This is a genomic window from Streptomyces sp. NPDC006365 (assembly GCF_042870755.1).
Classification (GTDB): domain Bacteria; phylum Actinomycetota; class Actinomycetes; order Streptomycetales; family Streptomycetaceae; genus Streptomyces; species Streptomyces xiangluensis.
Genome location: NZ_JBIAHS010000003.1, coordinates 609,802 through 636,681, shown reverse-complemented (window position 1 = coordinate 636,681; position 26,880 = coordinate 609,802). Strand labels below are relative to the sequence as shown.

Here is a 26,880-nt window from a genome sequence, read left to right as displayed (position 1 = left end):
AGCGGACCTCACGCGGCGACCGGCACCTGTGCCAGCAGTCGGCGGATGTCCCGTACCGCTGAGCGCCCGGCGCGGTTGGCGCCGATCGTGCTGGCCGACGGCCCGTACCCGACCAGATGGACGCGCGGATCAGCGACCGCACGTGTCCCCTCGACTCGGATGCCACCGCCCGGCTCACGCAGCCGCAGGGGTGCCAGATGGTCGATCGCCGCGCGGAAACCGGTCGCCCACAGAATGACGTCGGCGTCCACGCGACGGCCGTCGTTCCATTCCACGCCGTCCGGAGTGATCCGGTCGAACATCGGCAGACGGTCCAGGACCCTGTCGTCGATCGCCTGCCGGATTGTGCCGTTGAGCGGCAGCCCCGTGACCGAGACGACGCTCTGGGGCGGAAGCCCCCGCCGGACCCGCTCCTCCACCAGCGCGACCGCGGACCGCCCCGCGCCCTCGTCGAAGGGCCCCTCGTGGAAGACCGGCGGTCGCCGTGTCACCCACGTGGTCTCGGCCGCGTACGGCGCGATCTCCATCAGGTGCTGCGTGCCGGAGGTGCCGCCGCCCACGACGACGATCCGCTGCCCGGCGAACTCCTCGGGGCCGGGGTACTGAGCCGTGTGCAACTGCCGTCCCCGGAAGGTCTCCTGGCCTGGATAGTGAGGCCAGAACGGCCGGTCCCAGGTGCCCGTCGCGTTGATCAGCGCCCGCGTCGACCAGGTCCCCGTCGAGGTCTCCACGAGGAGGCGCCCGCCTGTGCCCTCGCGTACGGCCCGCACGTCGACGGGTCGCCGCACCCGAAGACCGAAGGCGCGCTCATAGGCGTCGAAGTACTCCGAGATGACCTCGGAGGACGGGCGGTCCGGGTCCGCGTCCGTCAGTTCCATGCCGGGCAGCGAGTGCATCCCGTGCACCTTGCCGTATGTGAGCGAGGGCCACCGGAACTGCCATGCGCCGCCCGGCTGCGGCGTATGGTCCAGAACCACGAAGTCCCGCTCCGGCTCGTGGCCGGTGCGCCTCAAGTGGTAGGCGCTGGACAGTCCGGCCTGCCCGGCGCCGATGACGACCACGTCGACTTCTCGTGCCGCTTCCTGTACCCCGGTTTCGTTCACGCTTCTACTAACTCGACGGGAGGTCCGGATCTTCCCGAGCCGGGCGACCGGCCGGGACACCGAAGCCGGCCGGTGCGCCAGGATTGACTCATGTCCGATGCCTTCAACACCCGCGTACTGAACGTCGCCACCGGCTCCTCGGAGACGGTCGTAGATCTCACCCACGAATGCGAGGCCTTCCTCGGTGAGGCGGCGGGCGACCGCGACGGCCTGCTGAACATTTTTGTGCCCCACGCCACCGCCGGAGTAGCGATCATCGAAACCGGAGCCGGCAGCGACGACGACCTCCTCGCCGCCCTCCACACCCTGCTCCCCGCCGACGACCGCTGGCAGCACCGCCACGGCAGCCCCGGTCACGGCCGTGACCACGTACTCCCCGCGCTCGTGCCTCCGCACGCCACGCTGCCGGTCCTGGGGGGCCGCCTCGAGTTGGGGACCTGGCAGTCGGTGTGCCTGGTCGATACAAATCGGGACAATTCAAACAGGATGGTTCGGTTGTCGTTCCTTGGCTGAGGGCCGGGGTGTGACGACCGTAGGTGTGAGGTCCGGCCGCTCCAAGCGTCCAGCGACATCCCGGCTTTGCGAGGGACCATCCGCGCCGGTGCGGGGATGGTCCCCTCCAGGACTGCCTCATGCGGCGCTGTTGGATGAAGGCCGTTGTCGATCGGTAGCTCTGCCGCCAGCCTCCACAGCACGTCCGTTGTCAGTGCGGTGCGCTTCACTGTCCGCCATGGAGCTCACGCAAGCGACCGTCAACGACCTGCTGGCCCAGCTCGGCCCGGGAGACGGCTACATGTACCTGCCCAGCGACCTGGACCCGCAGGACCTGACCGACCTGCTCGACAGCAGGTACGGCGCCCCGCGCACCCTTGTCCTCGACGGCTTCACCGATCCGACGGTCGACGAGTCCAGGGGCGCGGACCTCCTCGTCCCCTTCGAGGACCGGGCCGTGACGATAAGGGCGTGGGCGTACGGGGATCAGTGGGTCGGCACGGGTACGGCGCGGGACACCGAGGGGGCCGAGCGGCCGGTGTTGGTGGTCGCTCACAGGGAAGTGCCAGAACCCTTGACGGCCGCTCCGGACGAGGACGAGGACGTCGACTGGATGGAGCGGCTCAGACGGATCACCGGCTGGACACAGCCTGCCCAGCGGCCGGACGTGGACTGGACGGAGGTGGAGGCGCGCCTGGGCACCGCGCTGCCGAGCGACTACAAGCGCATGGTCGAGACGTTCGGCGAGGGCGCCTTTGACGGATATCTGGACCTGAGCCAGGAGCCGTGGACGAACCTCAGGACGGACGGTCTGCTCATCTGGGCGGGCACGGAGCACGAGGACCTGTACTGCTGGAGGGCCGACGGCCATGACCCCGACCGTTGGCCCGTCGTGGTCCGGTCCTTCGACGGCGAGTACGTCCCCTTCGACTGCCAGGCCGCGGAGTTCGTCTGCCGCATCCTCATCGACCGGCACCACCCGTTCACGATGGCCCGCTATTTCGACACCCACTGGTTCATGAACTACCGGGAAGGCGGCTGACCGAACCCCGCCGCCAACCGCATCCGCAGCCTGGTTGGCAGCGCCTGTCGTGAGTCGGCTGGAGTTCCGCTCGGGGGCGGTGGCGATGCGGTATGAGCCGAGAAGGTGGCGAACGCCCTCGTGGCACAGCAGTAGCCCGACGCCCTGAGGCCACACCGCGAGAACGAGGGGACGGTGGGCCGTCCCGGCCGACCAGCCATGCCGCCCCAACTCGTCCCTCGCGGCCGTCAATCCGGGTCTGCGCCTCGTCGGCGAGGCAGGCGCCGTCTGATCGAGTGCCGGGGTATGTCCTCCGGCCTGCTGTCCGCCCCCGCGCTTCCGGTCCTCCCCGTGAGACTGGGCCGGCCCCGCACGGCGCAGCTGGCCCTAGCGTGCGGTGCCCCGGGGGGAGAGGTATGACTGACAAGGAGCCCGGCGGAACGGGCCCAGGGATCGCGCTGCCGCCGGAAGGAGCGTCCGGTATGCCTGAGGAGCGAGAGACTCGGACCGGGAACGGCTGGCAGGACGGCGTCAGCGCTGCGCCTGGTGTGCTGCTCGATCTGCTGCGCGTGGCAGCCCTCGTCCTGGGGAGCGACGGCCGGATTGCGCTGTGGAGTCCCGAGGCCGAGTCGTTGCTCGGCTTCTCCGCCGCAGAAGCACTGGGCCGGGACGCGGGCGCGCTGCTGGTGGCCCCGGAGAACCGGTCCCGGGCTCGCGAGCTGTTCGAGCGCGTGCGCACCGGGACGCGCTGGGCGGGAGTCTTTCCGGTGCTCCACAAGGACGGCTCGTCGCGGTGGGTGGAGTTCCGCACCATGCAGCTGCGCGATGCACGCGGTGACATTCATGCCCTGGGCCTGGGCACTGACGCCGAGACCGTACGGAACGTGGAGCGGAACCTGGCCCTGTCCCACATTCTGGTCAACCAGTCGCCGGTGGGTATCGCGGTGTTCGACACCGATCTGAGGTGGGTGCGTGTCAATCCGTCACTGGAACGCATCAACGGCGTCCCCGAGGAGGCCGTGCTGGGCCGCCGCGTCGGCGAGGTGCTGCCGGCACTCGACGTTCAGGCCATCGAGTCGCGGATGCGGCAGGTCCTCGAGACCGGCGAGCCACTGCTGGATCAGCAGACGATCGGCCGGACGGTCGCGGACAGTGACGACCATGCCTACTCCGAGTCCTATCGCCGGATCGAGGACCCGAACGGGCGTGTGCTGGGCCTGGCGATGGCGGTACTCGATGTCTCCGAGCGGCAGCGGGCGGCGGCCGAGGTTGCCAAAGCGCGGGAGCGCCTGGCGGTCATAGCCGACGCCAGCGTCCGCATCGGCACCACGCTGGACCTTCGCCAGACGGCATCTGAACTCGCGGACGTGGCTGTTCCGGAGCTTGCCGACCTCGCGACCGTCGACGTACTCGACTCGGTGGTCAACCCTGGCGGCGCGGCCCCAGTGCGGGCGGACGGCTCCCTCGACTTCTGGGCGCTCGCCCTCAAGGCCGGCCATCCCACCGATGCGATCAAGGCCGCGGGTCCAGTCGGCGAGCCGGCGTCGTACAGCTCGTCACGGGTGATCACCCAGTGCGTACGAGAGGCGCGGCCGATCCTGTTGCAACACGTGAACAACACGGCGCTACGGCGTATCGCCAGGGACGACTCCGCCGCCGAGATCCTGCGGCAGGCCGGCGTCCACTCCTGTCTGGCCACTCCCCTGGTGGCCCGCGGCGAGGTACTGGGCACGCTCAGCCTGTGCCGCACAGTGAATCCCCGGCCGTTCGACGACCAGGACCTCACACTCGCCACCGAGCTGGCCACACGCGCCGCCATCTGTATCGACAACGCCCGGATGTACGAGCGCGAACGGACCACCGCGCTCACTCTTCAGCGCAGCCTGCTCTCCCAGGAGCCAGTGCACCACGGCGGCATCGAGGTCGCCTCCCGCTATCTGCCTGCGGTCAGCGAAGTGGGCGGGGACTGGTTCGACGTGCTGCCCCTCAAGGACGGCAAGGTCGGCCTGGTCGTCGGCGACGTGATGGGCAAGGGCGTGCACGCCGCAGCAATCATGGGACAGCTCCGCACGGCCACTCGCGCCCTCGCCCGACTCGACCTCCCTCCGGCCGAGCTGCTGCACCACCTGGACGACATCGCCGCCTCCCTCGGCGACTCCGACACGTTGGCCACCTGCCTCTATGTCGTCTGCGACCCGTGGCACGGCCGATGCGAGGTCTCCCGCGCGGGCCACCTGCCGCCAGTCCTGGTGGACCCGGACGGGAAAGCCGCATTCCTCGACATCGCCGGAGGAGTGCCACTCGGGGTGGGTGGAGTGCCGTTCAGCGCCGACGAGCGGGAACTCGCCGAAGGCACACTGCTCGCACTGTTCACGGACGGCCTGGTGGAAAGCCACGCAACGCCTATCGACGCAGGACTGCAGACCCTGCTACGCCTGCTGGACGACACCCGCCTCCCCCTGGAAGAGACCTGCGACATGCTGCTCGGCGCCCTGAGCCGAGAGCCGGACGACGATGTGGCGCTGCTCCTCGCCCGGCGCAGGAGTTGATGCACAGCGGCGGCGGTGGCTCTGGTCGCTGGGCCGGTGACCGGCATCGTCGCCGTGGACGGGGACGCCGAGGCGGATCCGGCAGCGATTCGAAGCGCGACGTGGGTCATGCGTCGGTAGCGCGGGCGTGTTCATCCGAATCAGGACCCCGCGGACGCGTTCGTCGAGCTCTGCGCGCGTCGCCGTAACGAGATCCCGGCAAACTGAATCCAATTCAAAACCTTGGAAGTCGTACCGTGCAGATGTGGTGACCATGTCCGGCACCTCGGTGATGCCGCCCAAGACAATGGCCTGTTCAGGCTGCATCTTTCGCGATCCCTGCTCGCGCGCATGGTCTCCACTTCGACTTTTCATCCCCGCTTCTCGGGAAAATCCGTGTACTAGGGCTAGCTGTACTGAGTTCAGTTCTGTACCGTCCCGGGCGTCGGCAGGGTACGGGACCGTGCCGTGGGAAGGAGAGTCGGAGGATGAGTGCCACGCAGCAGCCCGCCAAATCAGGGGCGGAGTCAGCGGCGTACGATCCGCCTACGGTGCGCCGCGCGATGCTCGCCGGGAGCCTGGGCACCCTGATCGAGTACTACGACTTCAGCGTCTATGGCTATCTCGCCGTAGTGATCGCTCCGCAATTCTTCCCGAGTGACGATCCGGCCGCCTCGCTCCTGGCGGCGCTCGCGGTGTTCGCCACCGGCCTCGTGGTACGGCCGGTCGGTGGCGTGTTCTTCGGGTGGCTGGGCGACCGATGGGGACGTCGCAAGGCGCTGGTCTCCTCGGTGCTGTGCATGGGAGTGGCCAGCAGCATCACGGGACTGCTGCCGACCTACAGTCAGATCGGTGTGGCCGCAGCTGTGCTGCTCCTCCTCACCCGGCTGGTGCAGGGCATCTCCACGGGTGGGGAGTCGGTCGGTGCCTACACGTACATCTACGAGTCGGCGCCGCCCCGGCGCAGGGCCTTCCTCGGTGCCGTCACGCCGATCGGGTCCAACCTCGGGTTCATGTTCGCGGCTGCCACGGCCGGCGTGATCTCCGCGCTCGCCACCAAGGATCAGATGGCCGACTGGGGCTGGCGGCTGCCCTTCCTGATGGCCGTGCCGCTCACGTTGTTCTGCCTGTGGGCCCGGCTGAGGATCGAGGACACCCCGGAATTCGAGGAGGCCGCACGGCGCGCCGACATCCCCGCGGCTCCGATCCGCGAGGTCCTGTCCACCCACCGCGCGGCGCTGCTGCAGTCCATCGGCCTGTCCATGGCACAGGGCGGCGCCATCTTCCTCGGCCTGACGTACATCGGCATCCATCTCTCGAACAACCTGGGGTACGACTCCACACAGGTGCTCTGGCTGAGTGCGGGCGTCGTCCTCGTCACCGTGCTGCTCATGGTGCCGGCCGGCTGGCTCGCCACCCGGTTCGGCTCCCGTCGCATCCTGCTGTTCGGGTTGCTGGGATTCCTGGTGACCGCCTACCCCGCGATGATGCTCATGGGTCGGCACAGCCTGGCTCTGGCCGGCCTGGCCTACCTGCTCTTCATGCTGAGCAGCGCGTTCGTGCAGGTTCCGGCGGCCAGTCTGTGGCCGCATCTGTTCGAACGCCGGGTCCGCTACACCGGGATGGCGATCGGGTACAACATCGGCACCGTCCTCGCGGGCGGTACGGCTCCGTACATCGCGACCTTCCTGGTCCAGCGGACCGGGAACCTGCTCTCCCCGGCGTTCTTCGTCATGCTGGTCTGCCTGATCGGAATCGGTGCCCTGCTCACCGTCCGCAAGGATGTATGACGCCGACCGTCCTGGGCGCCGCACCCTTGACACATACTGACGTCGACGCCGGCGACCGCGTATCGGTCCCGGCGCCGAAGTCGGCGTAGCTTGAGCTGTTCAGCGCGCGGTCCAGCCTCCGTCGACGTAGAGCTCCGAGCCGGTCATGAAGCCCGCGTCGTCCGAGGCGAGGAACGCCACGGCGCCCGCCACCTCCTCGGTCGTGCCCAGTCTCCCGAGCGGGGTGCCCTCGATCATCGCGGTGAGCCGTGGCGTGCCCTGCCACAGTTCCCGCGACAGGGGCGTCTCGATGAAACCGGGATGCAGCGAGTTGACCCGCACACCTCGCCCGCCCCAGTGCAGTGCGGCGTTCTTGGTCATCAGCCGTACGGCGCCCTTGGCCGCGTGGTACGAGAACTGGGCGCCGAAGCCGCCGACGGTACCGAAGATCGAGGCGATGTTGACGATGGAGCCGCCGCCGGAGCGCTCGATGGCCGGGCCGCCGTGCTTCATGCCGAGCCACACCCCGGTCTGCGTCACCCCGATCACCCGGTCCCAGGTCTCCCGGGTCTCGGTCTCCACCGTGCCCATCGCGGCGATCCCCGCGTTGTTGACCAGCACCGACAGGCTTCCCAGACGGTCGGTCACCCGGGCGACGACCGTTTCCCAGGCCGTCTCGTCGGTGACGTCCAGGCGCAACCCCAGGGCGCCGCCCGGCAGTTCCCCTGCGAGCTTCTCGCATTGGTCCTCGTCGAGATCGGTGACCACGACGGTCGCGCCATCGGCGGCCAGCCGCCGCGCGATCGCCTCGCCGATGCCTCCGGTGGCACCGGTCACCAGCGCCACCTTTCCCGAGAGCCGGTCTTCCCTCACCACTGCTCACACCCCTTCTCAGGTACGCGGCACATCAGTTGCCCGGTGCATCGATCGACAGACCGGAGCGCAGCAGCGCGGGCACCGCGGAGCCGACCCGGTCGAAGCCCGGGCCGACCGTCTGCCCGGCGAGATGGCGGGCGTGGATTCCCTCCGCGATGACCGCCAGCTTGAAGTACCCGAGGGCGCGGTGGAAGGGCAGCGCGGACACATCGCGGCCGGATCGCGCCGCGTACCGTTCCGCCAGCTCGGGTGCGGAGAGAAAGCCCGGATTGGCCGCCGGGACATGCCCGTCGCCGAGGACCGGCTCGCACGCCGGGTCCCAGTAGACGAGGAGCAGGCCGAGATCGGCGAGCGGATCGCCCAGGGCCGCCATCTCCCAGTCGACGATCGCGGCGATCCGACCCGGGGCGTCGGCGCTCAGGATGACGTTGTCCAGCCGGTAGTCCCCGTGCAGGACCGCCGCCGCGGCACCGTCGTCCCGCACCACGGGCAGTCCCCGTTCCAACTTTCGGTGCAGCGCGTCCAGTTCGGGCAGTTCACGGGTGGCGACCCGGTCCCACTGGCCGCGCCATCGCCGCACCTGCCGCTCCACATATCCGGCAGGGCGCCCGAATCCGCCCAGCCCGACGTCGTACGGATCGACCGCGTGCAGCGTGGCCAGTTGATCGACCAGCGCCTCGGAGCACCGCCGCGCATCTTCGGCGGACAGCCCGGCCGCCCGTTCGACGTCCCGCAGCACTTCGCCGTCGACGAAGGAGACGACGGTGAACGGCGCGCCGATCACCGACTCGTCGGCGCAGGAGAGCACGGTCCGCGGCACCGGGACCTCCGTGTCGGCGAGCGCGGCCATGACGCGGTACTCGCGGTCCATGTCGTGCGCGGTGGGCGTGAGCGTGCCCAGCGGTGGCCTGCGCAGCACCCAGCGGTGGATGCCGTCGGTCACGAGGTACGTGAGATTGGAGCGCCCACCGAGCAGCAGGCGGACGTCCAGAGGGCCGGCGCACTGCGGGACCTCGCGCTCCAAGAAGCGCTGCAGTGCGGCCAGGTCCACCCCGGCCAGAGTGGCGTCGCCGGTCGCCGTCACCGCACACCCCCTCGCTCCCGTGCGGCCCGGACCGCGCGCTTGGCGATGGCCCACCGGTGGGTCTCCGACGGCCCGTCATAGACGCGGAACGGCCGGACCTCCCGGTAGAGGGCGGCCAGCGGCGTGTCCTCCGAGATGCCGAGCGCCCCGCAGATCTGGACCGCGCGGTCCACGACCCGGCCCACGGCCTCGGACACGAAGGTCTTCGCGATGGAGGTGTGCTGGGCGCCGGGCCTGCCCTGGTCGAGTTCCCAGCAGGCACGCCAGAGCACCGCTCGGCTCGTCTCGATGTCGATCTCCGAGTCGGCCAACTGCTGCTGCACCATGCCGAGTTCGGCCAGTGGACCGCCGAAGGCCGTGCGCGTGGCGGCCCGGTCCAGGGCGATGTCCTGCGCCCGGCGGGCCACCCCGAGCCACCGCATGCAGTGCGTCAGCCGGGCCGGCCCGAGACGTACCTGTGCGTACTCGAATCCCTTGTCGGCCTCGCCGAGCACCGCGTTGTCGCTCACCTCGCAGTCGTCGAAGGCGAGTTCGCTGTGACCGGCGAACAGGCCCCGGTCCAGCGTGCCGATGTTCCTGACCACTTTCATGCCCGGGTTGTCGGCGCCGACCAGAAACATCGTCGCCCCGCCCGGATCACCGGGCTCACCGCTGGTGCGCGCCATACAGATGGCGAACGCCGCCCCGTCCGCCCCGCTGATGAACCACTTGCGGCCGTTGATCCGCCATCCGCCGGGGACGCGGACCGCCGTGGTGGCCAGCGCCCGTGGGTCGGAGCCGGCGCCGGGGGAGGGCTCGGTCATCGCGAAGCACGACCGCGCCTCACCGGCCGCCAGGGGAGCGAGAAAGCGAGCGTTCTGCTCCTCGGTGGCGACCGCTTCCAGCAGATGCATGTTGCCCTCGTCGGGCGCCGCGCAGTTCAGGGCCAGAGGGCCCAGCAGCGAATATCCCGCGGCCTCGAAGACGACCGCCTGACCACGCAGATCCAGACCGAGCCCTCCCCACCGCCGCGGGACATGGGGAGCGAACACCCCCGCTGCGCGGGCCGCCTCCTGTAGCCCGCGCCGCAGGGGTTCGGGGCCCGCGTGCACGTCCCCGTGGCAGTCCTCCTCCGCACGCAGAACGGTGTCCCGGACGAAGTCGGCGGTCCGCCGCGCGATGTCGGCGACGTCCCGGTCGATGTCGAACTCGATGGCCATACGGCCCCTCTCGATCCTGTACTTGGTGGTGTACGAGGTCACTCCCTGACCCCACGCCACGCGAGCGCCCCGCCGTCGATGACGTAAGAGGTGCCGGTGATGAACGCCGCGTCGTCGGAGGCCAGGAAGCAGGCCAGCTTCGCCACCTCCGCCGGCCGCCCGAGTCGCCGTACGAGCTGCGGCGCGGTCAACTCCCGCTCCATGGCGTCGCGGTCGTCGGCCGCCTCGAAGAAGTCCCGCGCCAGGGGCGTCTCGATGACGCCGGGGCAGAAGCAGTTGCAGCGCACCGGCGCCAGGTCGACAGCGGTGACCTTGGTGAGGTGGATGACACCCGCTTTGGTGGTGCCGTACGCAGGGGCCAGGGGGAAACCGGTGAGCCCGGACACCGAGGCCGTGTTGACGATCGCGGGTCCACGGGTGGAGCGCCGCAGGTGGGGCGCGGCGAACTTCGTCGTGAGCCAGACAGCCTTGAGGTTGACCTCGTAGACCGCGTCCCAGACCTCTTCGGGGAGCGTGTCGACCGCGCGGTCCTCCGGCCGGTCCACGAGCGTGGCCTCGACCACGCCGGCGTTGTTGACGAGGACGTCGAGCCCGCCGAACCGTTCCGCCGTGCGGGCCACCATCGCCTCGATGTGGTCGCGCTCGCGCAGGTCGCAGACGATTGCCTCCGCCTCGGCCCCGGCGGTGCGTACGAGGTCGGCCGTCTCGGCCGCGGTTGCCTCGTTCCGGTCGGCGACCGCGACCGCCGCCGCGCCCTGGTGCGCCATCTCCACGGCGATCGACTGTCCGATGCCCTGGCCCGCGCCTGTCACGAGGACTGTCTTGCCGTCGAGCGAGCCCATGCCCATGTCCCTGCCCCCTGCTCACAGCTTCTCGAAGATGTCGGAGCCCGCGACGGACATGGCGACGAAGACGCCCACAGATGTCACCAGTGTCATGACGAGCGCGATGGCCGCCACCAGCGGATAGGAACCGTTGGCCCAGTAGTCGAACAGGATGGTGCCCATGACCTGCGTCGTGGGTGCCCGTACCAGCAGCGACGCGGTGAACTCGTGGGTGAGCAGCACGAACATCAGCGCTCCGGCACCCGCGAGTGTCGGGCGCAACAGTGGCAGCACGATCTCGGTGTTGGTCCGCAGCGCGCCCGCGCCGCTGGTACGCGATGCCTCCAGGTACGTGTCGCCGAGCGCCACCATTCCGGACAGCTGCATCCTGGTGGCGAAGGGCAGCATCAGGGTCACGTAGACGAGGACGATCACCGTTCGGGTGCCGTACAGGATGAACGGCTCGCGGCTGTACGTCAGCAGGAAACCGGCGCCGAAGACCACTGCGGGGATTCCGAGGGGCATCGCCACGATGAAGTCGACCGCGGCCCGGATGATGCGGAACCGGCGCCCCTTGAGCAGCAGTGAGGCGGCGACGAAGCCGAGCGGCAGCGCGATGGCGACGGAGATGACCGAGGTGACGAGGCTGTTGACGATCGCGTCGGTGATCCCCGACTCCTGGAACACGCGCCGGAAGTTGTCGAGGGTGAACCCGCTCGGTTCGATCCTGCCGCTCCAGAAGGCGGAGAGCGATACGACGATGAGCGCGCCCAGCGGCAGCGCCAGCGCCACCAGGCCGTAGAGGAGGATGCCGGTGACCGCCACCCACGACGGCCGTCCGCCCGACCGGAACGCCTTGCCGCCGTGCGTGACGAAGCGGCTGTGGTCGCCGAGGATGACCTTCTGGAAGAGCACGACGGCGATGCCGAAGAGCAGCAGGGGTGAGCCGATCGCGGCGGCCCTGCCGTAGTCGACCGGGCTCTGCGACACGGCGACGTACATGTCCGTGGTGAGTACGTTGACGCCGTTGTTCCTGCCGAGCAGCAGTGGTCCCGTGAACTGGCCGAGTCCAAGGAGCAGAGCAACGAAACCCCCGTACACCAGGACCGGGCGCAGCAGCGGCAGTGTCACCCGGAAGAACACACCGGCCGGTGACGATCCGCTGACCTGTGCCGCCTCGATCAGCTCCGCGTTGATGTTGCCGAAGCCGGCGCTGACGAAGAGGTAGACGAAGGCGGTCAGGCCGAAGCCGGTGATGAGGACGATCCACGGCAGCGTGTAGATGTCGACGGGGCCTTCGTCGAGATGGTCCCACCAGGGCAGGTTGCGCAGCGCCGCGTTGAGGTAGCCGGGGCGCGGCGAGAACAAGAACGCCCAGCCGGTCACCGCGGCCACCGCCGGGACCACGATGGGCAGGACCGGCAGGACGCGCAGCAGCCGCAGGCGGGGTGGCAGGCGGGTCGCCGCCCAGGCAAGGAAGGTGCCGAGGACGAGTGCGATGACCAGCGAACCCAGCGCCATACCTGCCGTCGTGCGCAGCGTCTCGGCCATGTCCGGGCTGTCGAAGGCGGCGCTGTAGCCACGGGCGTCGTCCTCGAACGCCAGCCGTTGCAGGCCCACCAGTGGAGCGATCACCAGGTAGCCGATGGCAGCCAGGAAGGCGAGCGCGCCCAGCCGTGGCAGGTGGCGCCGCGCACGGGTCAGTGCCGTCTGATGCGGCGGGGCCGGGTGCGGTGGTGTCGTCGTGGGGGAGAGGGCGGGTACGGCGGGTGCGGCCACGACGTCACGCTCCCAATGCCGCGGCGGGGGCGTGCCCGGCTGTCCGTACCCCGTCGGCGTCGTAGTAGATGGCCGCGTCCTTGGCGAACCACGCGGTCACCTGCTGCCCGCGCGACAGACTTCGGGCCCATGGTTTGCCGGTCAACGGCGCCCGCGCGTGCAGGCGGCTGCCCGCGATGGTGACGACCACGTCCATGTGACGCCCGCCGAACTGCGCGTCGACGACCTCAGCCGGGAGGCCGACGCTGTGGGCCGGCGGTTTCTCCTCGGCGGGACAGAGCTGAAGCTCGTCGGGGCGCAGCCGCGCGGCGATCTCGCTGTGCGAGCGGGGCACCGGGAGCTCGTCCACCAAGGTCTGGCTTGCCGCACCCGCCTGGCCGTCGGCTCCCGATGGGGAGGCGAGGGCCCATCCCTCGCCCTGACGCCGGAGTGGAAGCCGGTTCGACATCCCGATGAAGCCGGCGACGTACTCGGTGGCCGGCTCCTCGAAGACCCGCTCCGGTGTGTCCAGTTGCTCGATCCGCCCCGCCTTCATGATCGCCAGACGGTCGCCGAGCGCCAGCGCCTCGCTCTGGTCGTGGGTGACGAACACGGCGGTGAAGCCCAGTCGTGCGTGCAACTCGTGCAGCTGGGCGCGTACCTGGTCGCGCAGCCGGGCGTCGAGGTTGCTCAGCGGCTCGTCGAAGAGCACCAGGTCAGGCTGGGCGGCCAGACCGCGGGCCAGGGCGACCCGCTGCTGCTGGCCGCCGCTGAGCTGCGCCGGATAGCGGTCGAGCAGGGCGGCACAGTCGACGAGCTCCGCCGCCTCCTCGATCCGCGTGCGCGCCTGCTCACGAGGCACCCGTCTGGTCCTCAGGGGATATCCGATGTTGCGGCGCACCGTCATGTGCGGCCACAGCGCGTACGACTGGAACACCATCCCGATCCGGCGCTTGTTCGGAGGGAGGTTGACCTTCCCTCGTACATCCAGCACTGTCTGGTCGCCCAGCGAGATACCTCCCTCGTCGGGCGTCTCCAGACCCGCCAGACAGCGCAGAGTCGTGGTTTTTCCGCAGCCGCTCGGGCCGAGCAGAACGATGAACTCGCCCGGTTCGATCTCCAGCGACAAGTCGTCCACCGCGACAGCCGGCGGCTTGCCGGCGAACCTTTTCGTCAGACCCTCGATGCGCACGTGGGACACGGGGGACTCCTCACATCCAAAGATCGAGTGAGTGGGCACCGTCGGCATGGGTGCCCACACTGCTGTGCACCGGCACCGGCCGACGCACCCACCGCCCCTACTGGAAGAGGGACTTCCACTTCTTCTGGTACGCGGCCACGGCCTCCGGCGTGAGCTTGGCCGGATCCTGCACCCGTACCTTGTCGTTGGTGATCACTGTGCCGGGAACCTTGGGCAGCACCGAGCCGGCGGACGGCGTGATCAGCTTCTGTCCCTCGGCGGTCACCATGAAGTTGGCGAACAACTGGCCGGCGTTGGGGTGCGGGGCGGTCGACAGCACCATGCCGTAGTACCGGGCACCCCACACGCCGTTCGGCGGCATGCGGTAGTCGACGGGTGCACCCTTTTTCTTGGCGGGATCGAGCGTGATAGGCGCTACGAAGCTGCCGGCGGCGATCTCGCCGGACTGCATCGCCTCACCCATGGGCAGGGCACTGGGGTAGATGCGGGGCTTCTGGGCGGCCAGCTTCTTCACGAAGTCGGCGCCGTACGTCTCCTCCAGCCACAGGTAGAAGTCGACGATCGAGGGCGCGGTCGGCTCGATGACGCCGATCTTTCCGCCGGCGAGGGACGGGTCGAGCAGGTCCGGGTAGTCGGTCAGCCCTTGGGAGTGGAGCTTGGTGTTCCAGCCGAACGTGAGCACGGCGGAGTTGGTCTCGAAGTAGTTGCCGTCGTGGACGTACTGCTTGGCGTCGTAGTCGCCCTTGCCGGTGAGTTCGGGGCCGGTCGGCGCCAGGAACCGCTTGGCCTCGGCCTGCGGCTTCACCCAGGACAGGCTCGCGCTGACGTACATGTCGGCGATGCCCTTGCCGGTGTTGAACTCCGTCTCGACCTTCACCCCGAGGTCACCGTCGACGCCCCGGACGGTCTTGACGTCGATGCCCGGGTATTTGGCCTCGAACGCCTTTGCGAGGTTGTTGAGGGCGGTCAGATCCTGGGCCGAGTAGACAGTGAGCTGTCCTTCTTTCTTCGCTGCTGCGACCAGCTCGTCGATGCCCGCCGAGGCGGGCACGACCTTGGACTCGGCATTGTTGGCGTTGCCGCCGCCGCACGCGGCGACCAGCAGTGTGGTGATCGACAGCGCGATGAGCAAAGCCCCGCGCCGTCGCGGATCTGATCTCATTCTCGGCTCCCTTAGGTGAACCGGCCCCCGGCCGAACCGGCGCACAACCGAGCGGACTTTGCGCTGAACGGTGGCCGGATGGCCAAGATTTCGTGGAAGTTACCAAACTGAACTCGGTTAGGCAATAGTATGCGCAGCCGTGCGACGGAAGGATTGGTGGAAGGTTCGGGGGAGTCGCGTGCCGTGGCTTTCGTGGCATCGGTTGCCGCAGGAGTAGGTGGGCGTTGCCCGGTCTGCGCGCGGGGTTGGGCGGGGGCGACTGGGGTGTCCGACCGGGCAACCCCATGGTGGCAGCTGTTGGGCTTACTTCAGTTCAGTTTGGCGGGCGACAGGGTGCTGGGCTCGGTATGCCGGGCGCCCCCGGGGGCAGCCCTCAGTCGACGGTGTTCTCACGATGCGTGCCGCCATCGATCCGCACAAGCGTCTTGCCGGTGTTGTCGCCTCGCAGTAGTCCCGCCAGTGCCAACGGCGCCTGCGGCAGCCCGTCGACGATCGTTTCGCGGCAGTGGAGGCGGCCTTCGCGGACCCATGCGCCCACTTGCCGGCTCATCTCGGGCAGCAAGTGGGTGTGGCCGCTGGCCCGGAAGCCGCGAATCGTCAGGCCCTTCGTCACCGCCAGCATGAGGTTTCCGGGGCCGTGCGGCGGCTCCTTGGCCGCATACTCCGAGATCATGCCGCAGATCGCGACGCGGCCCGACCTCCGCAGCGCCCCGAGGGCGGCCTGGAGATGGCCGCCGCCGACGTTGTCGAAGTACACGTCTATGCCGTCCGGGGCCGCCTCGCGCAGGAGGCCGGGGAGAGGGCCGCGCTTGTAGTTGAACGCGGCGTCCAGGCCGAGCTCCTCCAGGAGGTAGCGCACCTTCTCGTCGGAACCGGCGCTGCCGATGACGCGGTGCCCGCGGATCTTCGCCATCTGTGCGGCGAGGCTGCCTACCGCGCCGGCCGCGGCGGAGACCCAGACGACGTCGCCGTCGCGCAGGTCCGCGACGTGGAAGAGGCCGGCGTAGGCGGTGAGTCCATTGGCGCCGAGCGCGCCGAGGTGCGCCTGGGGAGGTGCAACGTCTACGTCGAGCTTCGTGAGCGTGCCGACGCCGCCGAGGGCCTGCCTCCCCGCCTCGACGACGGCGTAGTCGCGCCAGCCGGAGGCGTGCCACACCATGTCGCCGGGGGAGAACCCGTCAGCGCGGGACTCGACGACCTCCCCGACGGTCATGATCCCGTCCATCGGCTCTTCGAGGGGGAAAGCCGGAAAGTATCCCGGTGGCGCCGTCTCCCTGAGCCGCAGTCGGAGGGCGGCGTCGACGGATGTCCATGTGTTCCGGACCAGCACCTCGCCCGGCCGTGGGTGCCGCACCTCGACCTCGACGACGCGAAAGTCCGACGCGCGGACCTCGCCGCGGGGATAGGTGACCGGCCAGACCTCACGGCCGATCATTGCCGTGTCTGCACGGGGCGCTCGACCCGACTCGGCCAGGGAGTGCATCCGGTCATCCATGTCGGCCGCGACCCTCCTGCCCATGGGACGCGGCGCGAAGCGTCGCGGTGCCGGCCGCCGTGAGGCCGAACACGAGGGCTGACGCGATGCCGCCGGCGTAGGCCCGGTACCACAGGCCTCCGGTGTCCGAACCGGCCGCGAGGAGCCCTTCGATGGGCTCGCCGTCCTCTCCTCGAACCCGTGCCCGGTCGTCGATGCGTACTCCATGGAACGGGAAGGTGATGGCGGGCACCGCCTCGACGACGTAGTAGGGCGGTTCGTCGAGCGGCAGGCGGTCGAGCCGGCGGCCCGGCGCCGGATCCTCACCCGCCGCCGTCTGGGCGTTGAACCGCTCGACGGCCGCGCGGACGGCGGACCCGTCGTATCCCCACTCCTCGGGAAGGTGGACGAGTTCGTCGAGCTCCTCGGCGAAACCGACCCGACCGCCCCGTTTGCCGGCCAGCGCGAACTTGTCGACGGCGACCGCCCCTTCCACGTACGAACCCACCACCCAGTCGCGGAACACGCGGGCGTCGGCGATAAGGAGCCCGCGGTTCTCGGGCTGATCCATCAGTGCCATCGTCGTCAGGTGATCGCCCAGCGTTTCGTCGGTGAACCGCTCGCTCAGCAGGTTGAACAGTAGGGCGTGCTCGCTGTAGTACAGCGACAGGTCGACGAAGTCCGACGGGTCCGCGAACGGGATGCCGCTCGGGATCAGATGTCCGTAGAAGCCGGCCCCGGGCAGCCCGGCCGATGCCCCGGCGGCGGTCGCCAAGCGGTAGCCGGCCCCGCGGCTGTGGGGGTTGGAGCGCAGTTCCATGCGGTCGGCGTGGGGGTGGACGAGCGTGTTGCGGAGGTCCACGTCCCCCTGGAAGCCTCCCGTGGCCAGGAGTGTCGACGTGGCGCGTACCTGTCGTCGCGTGCCGTCGCTCGTGGCGAGTTCCGCTCCGGTCACGGCGCCGTTCTCCACGCGGAGACGCTCGGTATCGGTGGCGAGCAGTAGCTCACCACCCGCCTCGACGATGATGCGGCGGCAGGTGTCGACGTAGTGATTGGTATCGAACTGGTGCCCCTGGCCGAAGCTGAGGATGGGCTGAGCGTCCTTGGCCTCGACCCCCGTGCTCCGAATCCAGGCGATGCCGTCCTGGAAGCGGTCCACGAGGGCGCGCTTGAGCGAGGCGTCTCCGCCCGGGTTGTGCCGCTCCATCTCCTCGTGGCCCGGGGCGGTCCAGGCGTAACCGGCGTAGCGCGCGGACCCTCCGACGTCGTCGCCGATCTCGACGACCACGACGGACAATCCGTTGCGTACGGCTCTCGCGCCCGCGGTCAGCCCGGCCATTCCCGCCCCGATGACGAGCAGGTCGACCGTCTGGTGGTCCGGCATGCGCAATCAACCCCTTCTTGGCGTGCGCTGCGTGGTCAGTTGGGGACGAGCACGGCCCGCCCTCGCACCCGGCCCCGGCGAAGCCGGCCGATCGCCTCCGGTGCGGCGGACAGCGGGAACTGCTCCGTCTCGACGTGGATCGCCCCCGACTGGGCCAGCGCGACGACCTCGGCGAGCTCGGGGCGGGTTCCCCAGAAGGGGAGTGAGAGCCTGAAGCCCGGCGGGAGAACGCCCGGCTTGGAGACCGTCAGCCGGCCGCCTCCGCTGCCGACGACGGCGAGTTCACCCCCCGGACGCAGGATGCCGGCCGCGAGTTCCAGCGTCTGCGTGGTGCCGACGAAGTCGAGCACGGCGTCTGCCCCCGCGCCACCACTCCGTTTCCGCAGGACACCCGCGGTGTCCGCCCGCATCAGGGTGCCGAAGTCCGCGCCGGAGCGGTCCGCCAGAGCCAGCGCCTCTTCCCGGACGTCGACCGCCAGTACGCGGCCAGGGGTGGTCGCCCGAAGGATCTGCACAGCCAGGTGACCCAGCCCGCCGACACCGATGACGACGGTGGTGGTGCCCTCTGCGAGCGCGTGCCGGAGACCGGCCACGGCGTGATAGGACGTCAGGCCCGCGTCGGAGAGCGGAGCCGCCTGATCGGCCGGCAAGTCGCCGATCGGCACCAGATGGCGGGCGGACGGAACGAGTACGCACTCGGCCATTCCGCCGTCCCGGCCCAGTCCCGCGCCGTGCCAGGCGAGGGTGTCGCGCCGGTCGCAGTAGTTGTCCCGGCCCGCGGTACAACGGTCGCAGGCGCCGCAACCCCACGGTCCGTACAGCACCACGCGGTCACCGACCGCCACCCCGTCGGCGTCGGGCCCAAGGGCCAAGGTCCGCCCGGCGACCTCGTGGCCGAGAGTGAAGGGCAGCCGGTAGGGGAGTGCTCCCGCAGCCGCGTCGATGACGTGCAGGTCGGAGTGGCACAGCCCCGTGGCCTCGACGCGTACCAGCACCTCGGCGCCGTGGGGGACGGGTTGCTCGACCTCGGTCTGTGTCGGGAACTCGCCCCACGCCGTCAGCCGCAGTGCCCTCATCTTCACCGTCCCAGGTCTTGTCAGCCCCGCGACCGTCACGGTAACAGAGGTGAAGTCAGTTCAATAGAAGGTGGAAGGCAGTGAAGGAGGGATTGGCTTGACGCGCAGAGACGCCAGGACGGACAGGTTCGCGGGCAAGGTCGCGATGGTGACGGGCGCCGGCTCAGGCATGGGTGCGGCGGTCGCCCGGCAGCTGGCGGCGGAAGGGGCGCGGGCCGTCGTCCTGGCCGACGTGAACGGCGAGGGTGCCGCGGCCGTCGCCAAGGAACTGCCCGCCGCTGAGGCGGTCCCATGCGACGTTGCGGACGCGGCGGGCGTCGACGCCGCCGTCCAGGACCTACTGCGGCGGCACGGACGTCTCGACGTCCTGGTGCACGCGGCCGGAGTCGACGACCCCGAGGCCAAGCAGCGCATCGCGGACGCGCTGGTCGAGGGGCGGCCGGTCGAGCTGACCGATTCCCTCGACGAAGCGTCCTGGCGGCGCGTCATGCGGGTGAACCTGGACGGTACGTTCCATGTGCTGCGCGCGGCGGTGCGGGTCATGCGACCCTTCGGAGCCGGGGCGATCGTGGTGATCGGCTCGTCCTCGGCCTTCGACACCCCTGTCGGCTATCCCCATTACGCCGCCTCCAAAGCGGGTGTGCACGCACTGGCTCAGGCCGTGGCCAAGGAGGTCATCGCGTCCGGGATCCGTGTGAACGTGGTGGCTCCGGGGCCGACGGAGACTGGGATGGCGGCCCGCACGCCCGGGGCGCTGCGCGCCGGTTTCGCCGACCCGCGGGTGCGTCCGTACGCGACGCCCGAGGAGATCGCCGACATCGCTCTTTTCCTCGCGAGCGATGCCGCGGCGAACCTGGTCGGCGCGGTGCTGCTCGCCAACGGCGGCCGGTTCACCGCCTGAGCGGCGCCGCCCGCCTCCGCCTCGCCGTGAGCCGAAGGCGCCCCAATCAACTCGTGCACGGGTCTTGCCTGTCTCGCAGGTCTATGCCTAGGTTCTCGAATTGAGTTCAGTTTATATCTCTGTTTTTTCACGGCTCTGAGTTCTCGGCTCTCAGCTCTCCGGCACACGAGCACGAGGGAGACCCCATGCACCGTCGCCACCCCGAGATCGACCCCCAGCTGCTGTCCGAGACCGACGAACAGCGGCAACTGCGCACCGTTCTGCGGGACTTCTACACCGAGGCGAGCGGCCCCGAGGACGTCCGCAAGCATCTGGCCACTCCGCGCGGATACGACGACGCGCTCTGGACGCGGCTCGCGGGCGAGATCGGCATCCACGGGCTGGCCGTTCCCGAGGAGTACGGCGGCTCGGGTTTCACGTTCGCCGAACTGGCCGTGGCCCTGGAGGAATCAGGGCGCACTCTGTACTGCGCGCCGCTGCTGCCCACGGTGGCCCTCGCCGCCCCCGCACTGCTGCACAGCGGCGACCGCGCGGCATGCGAGCGCTATCTGCCGCGGATCGCCGACGGCACGCTCACGGCGACGGTGGCCGGGTCCGACGCCGACGGCCCCGACAGCATCAACGTCACCGCGGAGCAGGGAGGTTCGGGCTGGGTGCTGCGCGGCCGGGTGGACTTCGTACTCGACGGGGCCGGCGCTGACCTGATCCTGGTACGAGCTCGAACGCCCGCGGGGCCGCGGCTGTTCGCCTGTGAGCCCGCACCGGACTCCTGCCATCGGACTCCGCGACGCGTCCTGGACGAGACGCGCCGTCAGGCGCTGGTGGAGTTCCGAGGGGCACCGGCCATCACCGTGGGCACGGCGGAGGGCACCGAAGCCACCGTCTCGGCGACGCTCGACACCGGGCGGGCCGCGCTGGCGGCCGAACAGGTCGGCGGCAGCGCGCACGCGTTGGACGCCACGGTCGAATTCGCCGCGCAGCGCCACCAGTTCGGGCGGCCCATCGGTTCCTTCCAGGCCGTCAAGCACCGGCTGGCCGACGTGCTGGTCGCGCTGGAGGCGGCCCGCTCGGCGTCCGCGTACGCGACTGCCTGCGTCGCCGACGCCTCGCCGCAGCTGCCGGTGGCCGCCTGCGCCGCCGCCGTGGTCTGTTCCGAGACCTTTCGCCTGGCGTCGGCCGAATACGTCCAACTGCACGGCGGCATCGGCTTCACCTGGGAGCATCCGGCTCATCTGTACGTGCGCCGCGCACGCAGCGGCGAGGTCCTGTTCGGCACGACGGACCGGCACCGGGTCCGGCTCGCCGAACTCATCGGTCTCGGCACCCGTTCAGCCGCCTGACCAGGCGAAGAAGACAGACGAAGACCGGCGAAGAGCACAAACGAAGAGAGCCGCATGACGCCACGCACCCCACACACCCTCGCCGCACCATCGCTGGCCGCACCGTTCACGCTCGGCGGTCTCACCCTCCGCAACCGCCTTGTCGCCACCGCACACGCCACCGCCGCCGTCACCGACGGCGCCCCCACCGAGACCGACGCGGCCTACTGGCGGCGGCTGGCCGAGGGCGGCGCCGGCATGGTGATCACCGGAGGCACCGCCGTGGCCCTCGAGTCGACGCTGCCGCAGCGCTACCTGACCGAAGCGTGGCGCCCCGAGATCAAGGACGCGGTACGCCGCCGCGCCGAGGCCATCACCGACGGCGGCGCCGTGGCCGTCGCACAGCTCGTCCACCTCGGCCGGGAGACCCTGGGCGCCGGCACGTTCTACGCGCCGGTCTCGGCCGCGGCCGTCCGCTCGCCCCGCGAGGCGACCGCGCCGCACCCGCTGAGCACCGAAGAGGTACGTGGTGTCGCCGACGCCTTCCGTATCTCCGCGGCGAACAGTGTGCAGGCCGGTTTTCACGGCGTGGAACTGCACGCCGGCCACGGCTATCTGCTCGCCCAGTTTCTCTCCAGGGTCAACAACACCAGGGACGACGCGTATGGCGACCGCATCGCCCTGCCGGCCCAGGTGATCGACGCCATCCGGACCGAGATCGGTCAACTCCCCATCGGCTTACGGGTGTCGGTGGAGCCCGGCGAGGACTCCGGACTCGGCCTGGGCGACCTGATCGAGCTGCTGCCCCGCCTGTGCGCCGCCGCGCCCTTCACGTACGTCAACGTCACCACCGGCGTCCGCAACACCTACGTTCCCGGCATGGCCACCACCCGCCCGCCGCTGCTGGAGTCCGTGGCCCGCATACGCTCGGCAGTCGCGGTGCCGCTCCTGGTCAGCCAGGGCTTCCGGTCGGTCGCGGACATCGAGCGGGCGCTGGACTCGGGGGCCGATCTGGTCGGCATGGCCCGGCCGTTCATGGCCGACCCCGACTTCGCCCGCAAGGTGATCGCGGGCGACGAGCGATCCGTACGCCCCTGCACGGGCTGCAACGAGGGCTGTCGTACCTTCGAGCCCACCGGATCGTGCTCGGTGAACCCCGAACTGGGCCCGCCGGGAGCAGCCGCCCGCCCGGCCGTCCCGCTGTTGCTTACCCGGCGGGGCTCCCGCGGCGGCCCAGTCGCCGTGCTCGGAGCCGGCCCCGCCGGCATGGAGTGCGCGATGGCGCTCGCCCGTTCCGGCGCGGAGGTGACGCTCTTCGACGAGGCTCGGCGAGCCGGCGGCCAGGCACGCCTCGCCTCCCTCGCCCCCCACCGCTCCGGCTGGCAGAAGTTCGTCGACTACCAGCGCGATCAGCTCGCCGACCTCGGCGTGCGGGTGCGGCTGGGGACCTCCCCGGCGCCGAACGACCTGGCGGCGTACACCCAGATCGTGCTCGCCACCGGCGCGGCGGAAGAGTCCGTCCACGTGCCGGGCGAGCTTCGGACACTCACCAGTACGGACTTCCTGAGCCGGTACCCGGACGTCGTACCGGAAGCGTCCGGCGTCGCCGTCCTCGACGACGGCTTCGGGTGGTGGCAGGGCATCAGCGCCGTGGAGAGCGCGCTGGCGGCCCGCGCCCGCGAGGTCACCGTCATCACCCCCGGCACCGGTTTCGCGACGGGCCTGTCGCCGGAGAACCGCACCCAGTTGATGAACCGGTTCACCGGTGCGCCCCTGCGCGTCGTCGCGATGAGCACCGTGACCTCGACGACCACCGACGGTGTGCGCCTGCGCCATGTCCTGAACGGTCAACAGACGCACCTCGCCGCCGACGTCCTGGTCACCGTCGGCGAGCGTCGGCCCCGCCGTCCCGGCTTCGCCCCTGCCGTCCACCAGACCGTTCGCGCGATCGGCGACTGCGTCGTGCCGCGCCGTGTCGCGCACGCCGTCGCGGAAGGCCGCGCGGCGGCGGAGGCCGTCGCCGCGAGGCCGCTGTGACGATCCGCGCATGGGCGGCGATCCGGCAGTGGGCCGGGCGGCCGGTGGCGCTCCCGCCCGAGGCCTGCGCCTGCGCTGTCGGCCAGGCCGGTGTGACGCGCCTCGACGACATCGAATGCCTCGACGGCATCAACGGCCTCGACGGCCGGGGCCTCTTGGGGGCGCACCCGAGAGTGAGCCGGCGACGGAGACCGGACGGCGACCGCGGGAGGCCGGACGTCGCGCGTTGGAGTCCGGGCGTCGGCTGCCGGAGGCCGGACGTCGCGCGTTGGAGTCCGGGCGTTGGCTGCCGAAGGCTGGACGTCGCGCGTTGGAGTCCGGACGTTGGCTGCCGAAGACAGACGTCATCCATCGGAGCCGGTCGACTGATGTCCCGCACTGCTGACTGCACCGCATGAGTTCCCGGGCGATGCCTGTGCCCTCTCGTGCCGTCTGAGCCGAGCACACCTTCTTCTCCGCGATACATCCGCGCTTCCCCAGAGAGGCAGTCCCCACATGGCACACCAATACGACCGCATCCTCATCGGAGGCCGGCTCACGGCCCCCTCCACCGACCGCGTCGCGCAGGTCGTCTCACCCAGCACCGAGGAGGTCATCGGCCACGTCCCCCTGGCCTCGACGGCGGACATCGACGCCGCCGTGGCCGCGGCCCGGCAGGCGTTCGACACCGGCCCGTGGCCGAGGTGGAGCGTTCAACAGCGCGCCGCGGCCCTGCGCGACCTGGCTGACCGCCTCGACACGCGCGCGGCCGAACTCGCCGGTCTGGCCATGGCCGAGACCGGCTGCCCACGCGGCTTCGCCGAGGGGTACTTCGCCATCGCTCCCTCCAACTACCTCCGCTTCTACGCCGAGTTGGCCGAGGGATACGTCTTCGAGGAGGAGCGGGTCAACGGACCGACCCGCACCCTGGTCGTCCGCGAACCCGTCGGCGTCGTCGTGGCCATTCCCGCCTGGAACGGCCCGCTCCCGCTGACCAGCCAGAAGATCGCCGCCGCCCTCATGGCCGGCTGCACGGTCATCGTCAAGGTGCCGGTGCAGGACCCCCTCGCCTGCCATGTCTTCGCCGAGGCCGTGGCCGAATCGGCCGTTCCCGAAGGCGTCATCAGCGTGTTCGCCGCCGATGCCGTGGAGAGCGAGTACGTGGTCGCCCACCCTGGTGTGGACAAGGTCAGCTTCACGGGAAGCACCGCCGTCGGCTCCCGTATCGCCGAGGCCTGCGGCCGCGACATCCGCCGTGTGACATTGGAACTGGGCGGGAAATCGGCGGCGATCGTGCTGGACGACGCCGACATCGACGCCGTCGTCCCGGCTCTCGTGGGCTGCGGCGCCGCCTTCATGCAGGGCGAGATCTGCACCGCCCAGACCCGCATCCTGCTGCCACGCTCCCGCTACGCCGAGTTCACCGAGGCCTTGGCCCGTCACATGAGCTCCCTGCCCATCGGTGACCCGGCCGACCCCGCGACCGTGATCGGACCGATGATCACCGAAGCGCACCGGGCGCGTGTCGAGGAGTACATCGCTCTCGGCCGGAAGGAAGGCGCCACCGTCGCCTGCGGCGGCGGCCGCCCTGCGGTCCCGGCCACCGGTTGGTACCTGGAACCCACCCTGTTCACCGACGTCACCAACGACATGCGGATCGCGCAGGAGGAGATCTTCGGCCCGGTCGTCGTCGCCATCCCGCACGACGGCCCCGACCATGCCGTCGAGCTGGCCAACGACTCCCCGTACGGGCTCTCCGGAACCGTCTGGACCCAGGACGAGGAAGCCGCCCTCCGAATCGCTCGCCGCGTGCGCACCGGAACCTTCAGCATCAACAGCTACACCCTCGACATCAATGCCCCCTTCGGCGGCAGCAAGAAGTCCGGCATCGGCCGCGAGAACGGCCACGAAGGCCTGGACGACTACCTCGAGCCCAAGGCGATCGCCCTGTCGGGCGCGCCCCTGACCGACTGAGCCGCGACGCCCGCCTGTCGATTCCTCAGTCCAGGTCGCGTCCTGGATCTCGTACGTCTCCTGTGTCTCCACGTCTCACGTCTCGTACGTCCCCTTCGTTCAATCCTTCGGCTCAAAGAAGAGAAAGAGGTAAGCATGGCGCGTCGCGTAGTGGTGTGCGGCGGAGGTTCCGCCGGTGGTGTCCTGGCCGCCCGGCTCAGCGAGGACCCCGCGAACACCGTCACCTTGGTCGAGGCCGGCCCCGACTACCGCACCCCGGAGGAGACCGCCCCCGAGCTGCTCGACGCCGACCAGTTCGGGTTCACCACGCACGACTGGGGCTATGAGTCGGCCGACCACGTTGCCGATGCCGACAGCATTCCGATGTTCGGGATCGTCGAGCAGGGCATCCTGCCCGTCCTGCGCGGCAAGGTCATCGGCGGCTCCTCGTCCGTCAACGGCGCCAACGCCCTGCGGCCCACGCCCGAGGACTTCGCCCGCTGGACCGGACTGGGCAATGACCGCTGGTCCTGGGACCACGTCCTGCGGTATCTGAAGAAGCTGGAGGATGATCCGGTCGGCGGAGAACTGCACGGCACCGGTGGACCCGTGCACATCGAGCGCTTCACCGAAGGCAACGGGCTGCGCCCGGTCATGTCCGCGTTCCTGGAGGCCTGCGCGCAGGCCGGCCACCCCATCCACGAGGACATCAACGGCGTCCGCAGGCGTGGCGCGGGCCCGGTCCCCTTCAACCGCAAGAACGGCATCCGGCAGAGCTCGGCCATCGCCTACCTCGGCCCGGCCCGCCACCGCGAGAACCTGACCGTATTAGGCGAGCGGACCGTTGACCGCGTGGAGTTCACCGAGGACGGGACGGCCCGAGCGGTGATCCTCGCTGACGGCACCGCTCTCGAAGCCGACCTGGTCGTCCTGTCCGCCGGAGCCATCGGCAGCCCGGCGATCCTGATGCGCTCGGGCATCGGTCCGCGGCGGCTGCTCGACAGGCTGTCCATCCCCACGGTCCAGTGCCTGGAAGGCGTCGGCAGCAACCTCCGTGACCACCCCATGGTCTACCTGACCTACGCCGTGGACGAGGAGGCGGTCGGGGAGCTCATGCCGCCGTTGCAGACCGTCCTCGCGTTCTCCTCGGCAGGAGCGGGCAGCCCAGGCGAAGTCGACCTGCACGCGCTGCCGTTCACCATGGAGCCCGGGGTGATGCTGGTGCCTCTCGCGGTGGTCCGCCCGTACTCGTTGGGCAGCGTGGAGATCACCTCACGCACTCCTGAGGCCGACCCGAGGATCCGGTTGGGTCTGTTCGACCACCCCGACGATCTGCGGCGGATGGTGGCCGGTATCCGGCAGATCCGGGAGATCATGGGCTCGGGCCCACTGGAGAAGTACGTCCGTGCCGAGACGTGGCCGGGGCCCGAGGCGACCACGGACGCCGACCTCGCGCGAGCCGTCCTCCAGGGCAAGAACACCTACTGCCACGCGGTGGGCACCTGTGCGATGGGCGGGGAGGGCACCCCGGGCGCGGTGGTCGACCAGGCCGGCAAGGTGCACGGGGTCGACGCGCTGTACGTCGTCGACGCTTCCACCATGCCGGACATCCCGGCCGTGCCGACCAACACCACGGTCATGATGATGGCAGAGCGCTGGGCGGACCAACTGGACTGCGGCGAGTGACCGCCGACATGCCCATGCCCTACGACCGTACGGCGCGGCCACGCCCGTACGACC

Annotated in this window: 20 protein-coding genes; 9 read left to right on the top strand and 11 right to left on the bottom strand. The window is 70.2% G+C overall.

The window, feature by feature from the left end:
* Positions 1-8: 8 nt before the first annotated feature.
* A complete protein-coding gene (locus ACFYO0_RS12160; protein ID WP_388673878.1) occupies positions 9-1,103 on the bottom strand; it encodes an NAD(P)-binding domain-containing protein in 1,095 nt (364 codons plus the stop codon).
* A 90-nt stretch (positions 1,104-1,193) separates the two neighbouring features.
* Here ACFYO0_RS12160 and ACFYO0_RS12155 point away from each other — a divergent pair, with 90 nt between their 5' ends.
* From ACFYO0_RS12155 to ACFYO0_RS12140, 4 genes are all read left to right on the top strand, one after another.
* Positions 1,194-1,616: a secondary thiamine-phosphate synthase enzyme YjbQ gene (locus ACFYO0_RS12155; protein ID WP_388673876.1), complete on the top strand. Its 423-nt coding sequence runs from the start codon at positions 1,194-1,196 to the stop codon at positions 1,614-1,616.
* 217 nt (positions 1,617-1,833) lie between these two features.
* Positions 1,834-2,637, top strand: a complete 804-nt coding sequence (locus tag ACFYO0_RS12150) for an SMI1/KNR4 family protein (RefSeq protein ID WP_388673874.1) — start codon at positions 1,834-1,836, stop codon at positions 2,635-2,637.
* Positions 2,638-3,098: 461 nt separating this feature from the next.
* The gene (locus ACFYO0_RS12145; protein WP_388673872.1) at positions 3,099-5,165 is read left to right on the top strand and encodes a SpoIIE family protein phosphatase; all 2,067 of its coding nucleotides are present in this window, start codon (positions 3,099-3,101) and stop codon (positions 5,163-5,165) included.
* Between the two features lie 467 nt (positions 5,166-5,632).
* Entirely contained in the window at positions 5,633-6,934 is a 1,302-nt protein-coding gene (locus ACFYO0_RS12140) for an MFS transporter (RefSeq protein WP_388673870.1), read from the top strand.
* 99 nt (positions 6,935-7,033) lie between these two features.
* Here the strand turns inward: ACFYO0_RS12140 and ACFYO0_RS12135 are convergent, their stop codons facing one another.
* The 10 genes from ACFYO0_RS12135 to ACFYO0_RS12090 form a co-directional block, all read right to left on the bottom strand.
* A complete protein-coding gene (locus ACFYO0_RS12135) occupies positions 7,034-7,786 on the bottom strand; it encodes an SDR family NAD(P)-dependent oxidoreductase (protein ID WP_388674252.1) in 753 nt (250 codons plus the stop codon).
* A gap of 34 nt (positions 7,787-7,820) precedes the next feature.
* Positions 7,821-8,873, bottom strand: a complete 1,053-nt coding sequence (locus ACFYO0_RS12130) for a phosphotransferase family protein (RefSeq protein ID WP_388673868.1) — start codon at positions 8,871-8,873, stop codon at positions 7,821-7,823.
* Positions 8,870-10,072: an acyl-CoA dehydrogenase family protein gene (locus ACFYO0_RS12125; RefSeq protein ID WP_388674250.1), complete on the bottom strand. Its 1,203-nt coding sequence runs from the start codon at positions 10,070-10,072 to the stop codon at positions 8,870-8,872. The genes ACFYO0_RS12130 and ACFYO0_RS12125 overlap by 4 nt, the downstream gene beginning before the upstream one ends.
* 38 nt (positions 10,073-10,110) lie before the next feature.
* The gene (locus tag ACFYO0_RS12120) at positions 10,111-10,914 is read right to left on the bottom strand and encodes an SDR family NAD(P)-dependent oxidoreductase (RefSeq protein WP_388673866.1); all 804 of its coding nucleotides are present in this window, start codon (positions 10,912-10,914) and stop codon (positions 10,111-10,113) included.
* A gap of 21 nt (positions 10,915-10,935) precedes the next feature.
* Positions 10,936-12,675 (bottom strand): ABC transporter permease, encoded by a 1,740-nt coding sequence (locus ACFYO0_RS12115; RefSeq protein WP_388673864.1) that lies wholly within the window; start codon positions 12,673-12,675, stop codon positions 10,936-10,938.
* Positions 12,676-12,679: 4 nt separating this feature from the next.
* Positions 12,680-13,855, bottom strand: a complete 1,176-nt coding sequence (locus ACFYO0_RS12110) for an ABC transporter ATP-binding protein (protein ID WP_388673862.1) — start codon at positions 13,853-13,855, stop codon at positions 12,680-12,682.
* 97 nt (positions 13,856-13,952) lie between these two features.
* On the bottom strand, positions 13,953-15,017 hold the full coding sequence (locus ACFYO0_RS12105; RefSeq protein WP_388673860.1) for an ABC transporter substrate-binding protein: 1,065 nt from the start codon (positions 15,015-15,017) through the stop codon (positions 13,953-13,955).
* A 373-nt stretch (positions 15,018-15,390) separates the two neighbouring features.
* Positions 15,391-16,512 carry an NADP-dependent oxidoreductase gene (locus ACFYO0_RS12100; protein WP_388673858.1) on the bottom strand — a complete coding sequence of 374 codons (1,122 nt, stop codon included), beginning with the start codon at positions 16,510-16,512 and terminating at the stop codon, positions 15,391-15,393.
* Positions 16,505-17,875, bottom strand: coding sequence for an FAD-binding protein (locus ACFYO0_RS12095; RefSeq protein WP_388673856.1), 1,371 nt, complete (start codon positions 17,873-17,875; stop codon positions 16,505-16,507). Before ACFYO0_RS12095 ends, ACFYO0_RS12100 begins: the two co-directional genes overlap by 8 nt.
* A 35-nt stretch (positions 17,876-17,910) precedes the next feature.
* A complete protein-coding gene (locus tag ACFYO0_RS12090; RefSeq protein ID WP_388673854.1) occupies positions 17,911-18,951 on the bottom strand; it encodes an NAD(P)-dependent alcohol dehydrogenase in 1,041 nt (346 codons plus the stop codon).
* A gap of 97 nt (positions 18,952-19,048) precedes the next feature.
* On the opposite strand from ACFYO0_RS12090, the gene ACFYO0_RS12085 reads away from it, so the two are divergent.
* The 5 genes from ACFYO0_RS12085 (at position 19,049) to ACFYO0_RS12065 (ending at position 26,826) form a co-directional block, all read left to right on the top strand.
* Positions 19,049-19,852, top strand: a complete 804-nt coding sequence (locus ACFYO0_RS12085) for an SDR family NAD(P)-dependent oxidoreductase (RefSeq protein WP_388673852.1) — start codon at positions 19,049-19,051, stop codon at positions 19,850-19,852.
* A 185-nt stretch (positions 19,853-20,037) separates the two neighbouring features.
* Positions 20,038-21,192 (top strand): acyl-CoA dehydrogenase family protein, encoded by a 1,155-nt coding sequence (locus tag ACFYO0_RS12080; protein ID WP_388673850.1) that lies wholly within the window; start codon positions 20,038-20,040, stop codon positions 21,190-21,192.
* A gap of 54 nt (positions 21,193-21,246) precedes the next feature.
* Entirely contained in the window at positions 21,247-23,208 is a 1,962-nt protein-coding gene (locus tag ACFYO0_RS12075; protein WP_388673848.1) for an FAD-dependent oxidoreductase, read from the top strand.
* A 495-nt stretch (positions 23,209-23,703) separates the two neighbouring features.
* On the top strand, positions 23,704-25,161 hold the full coding sequence (locus ACFYO0_RS12070) for an aldehyde dehydrogenase (RefSeq protein WP_388673846.1): 1,458 nt from the start codon (positions 23,704-23,706) through the stop codon (positions 25,159-25,161).
* 135 nt (positions 25,162-25,296) lie between these two features.
* Positions 25,297-26,826, top strand: a complete 1,530-nt coding sequence (locus ACFYO0_RS12065) for a GMC family oxidoreductase (RefSeq protein WP_388673844.1) — start codon at positions 25,297-25,299, stop codon at positions 26,824-26,826.
* Positions 26,827-26,880: the final 54 nt, after the last annotated feature.

Coding starts and splice junctions, on each gene's coding strand:
- ACFYO0_RS12155 (WP_388673876.1), top strand. CDS start 1,194: ATGTCCGATGCCTTCAACACCCGCGTACTGAACGTCGCCACCGGCTCC.
- ACFYO0_RS12150 (WP_388673874.1), top strand. CDS start 1,834: ATGGAGCTCACGCAAGCGACCGTCAACGACCTGCTGGCCCAGCTCGGC.
- ACFYO0_RS12145 (WP_388673872.1), top strand. CDS start 3,099: ATGCCTGAGGAGCGAGAGACTCGGACCGGGAACGGCTGGCAGGACGGC.
- ACFYO0_RS12140 (WP_388673870.1), top strand. CDS start 5,633: ATGAGTGCCACGCAGCAGCCCGCCAAATCAGGGGCGGAGTCAGCGGCG.
- ACFYO0_RS12125 (WP_388674250.1), bottom strand. CDS start 10,072: ATGGCCATCGAGTTCGACATCGACCGGGACGTCGCCGACATCGCGCGG.
- ACFYO0_RS12120 (WP_388673866.1), bottom strand. CDS start 10,914: ATGGGCTCGCTCGACGGCAAGACAGTCCTCGTGACAGGCGCGGGCCAG.
- ACFYO0_RS12105 (WP_388673860.1), bottom strand. CDS start 15,017: ATGAGATCAGATCCGCGACGGCGCGGGGCTTTGCTCATCGCGCTGTCG.
- ACFYO0_RS12100 (WP_388673858.1), bottom strand. CDS start 16,512: ATGGATGACCGGATGCACTCCCTGGCCGAGTCGGGTCGAGCGCCCCGT.
- ACFYO0_RS12095 (WP_388673856.1), bottom strand. CDS start 17,875: ATGCCGGACCACCAGACGGTCGACCTGCTCGTCATCGGGGCGGGAATG.
- ACFYO0_RS12090 (WP_388673854.1), bottom strand. CDS start 18,951: ATGAGGGCACTGCGGCTGACGGCGTGGGGCGAGTTCCCGACACAGACC.
- ACFYO0_RS12080 (WP_388673850.1), top strand. CDS start 20,038: ATGCACCGTCGCCACCCCGAGATCGACCCCCAGCTGCTGTCCGAGACC.
- ACFYO0_RS12075 (WP_388673848.1), top strand. CDS start 21,247: ATGACGCCACGCACCCCACACACCCTCGCCGCACCATCGCTGGCCGCA.
- ACFYO0_RS12070 (WP_388673846.1), top strand. CDS start 23,704: ATGGCACACCAATACGACCGCATCCTCATCGGAGGCCGGCTCACGGCC.
- ACFYO0_RS12065 (WP_388673844.1), top strand. CDS start 25,297: ATGGCGCGTCGCGTAGTGGTGTGCGGCGGAGGTTCCGCCGGTGGTGTC.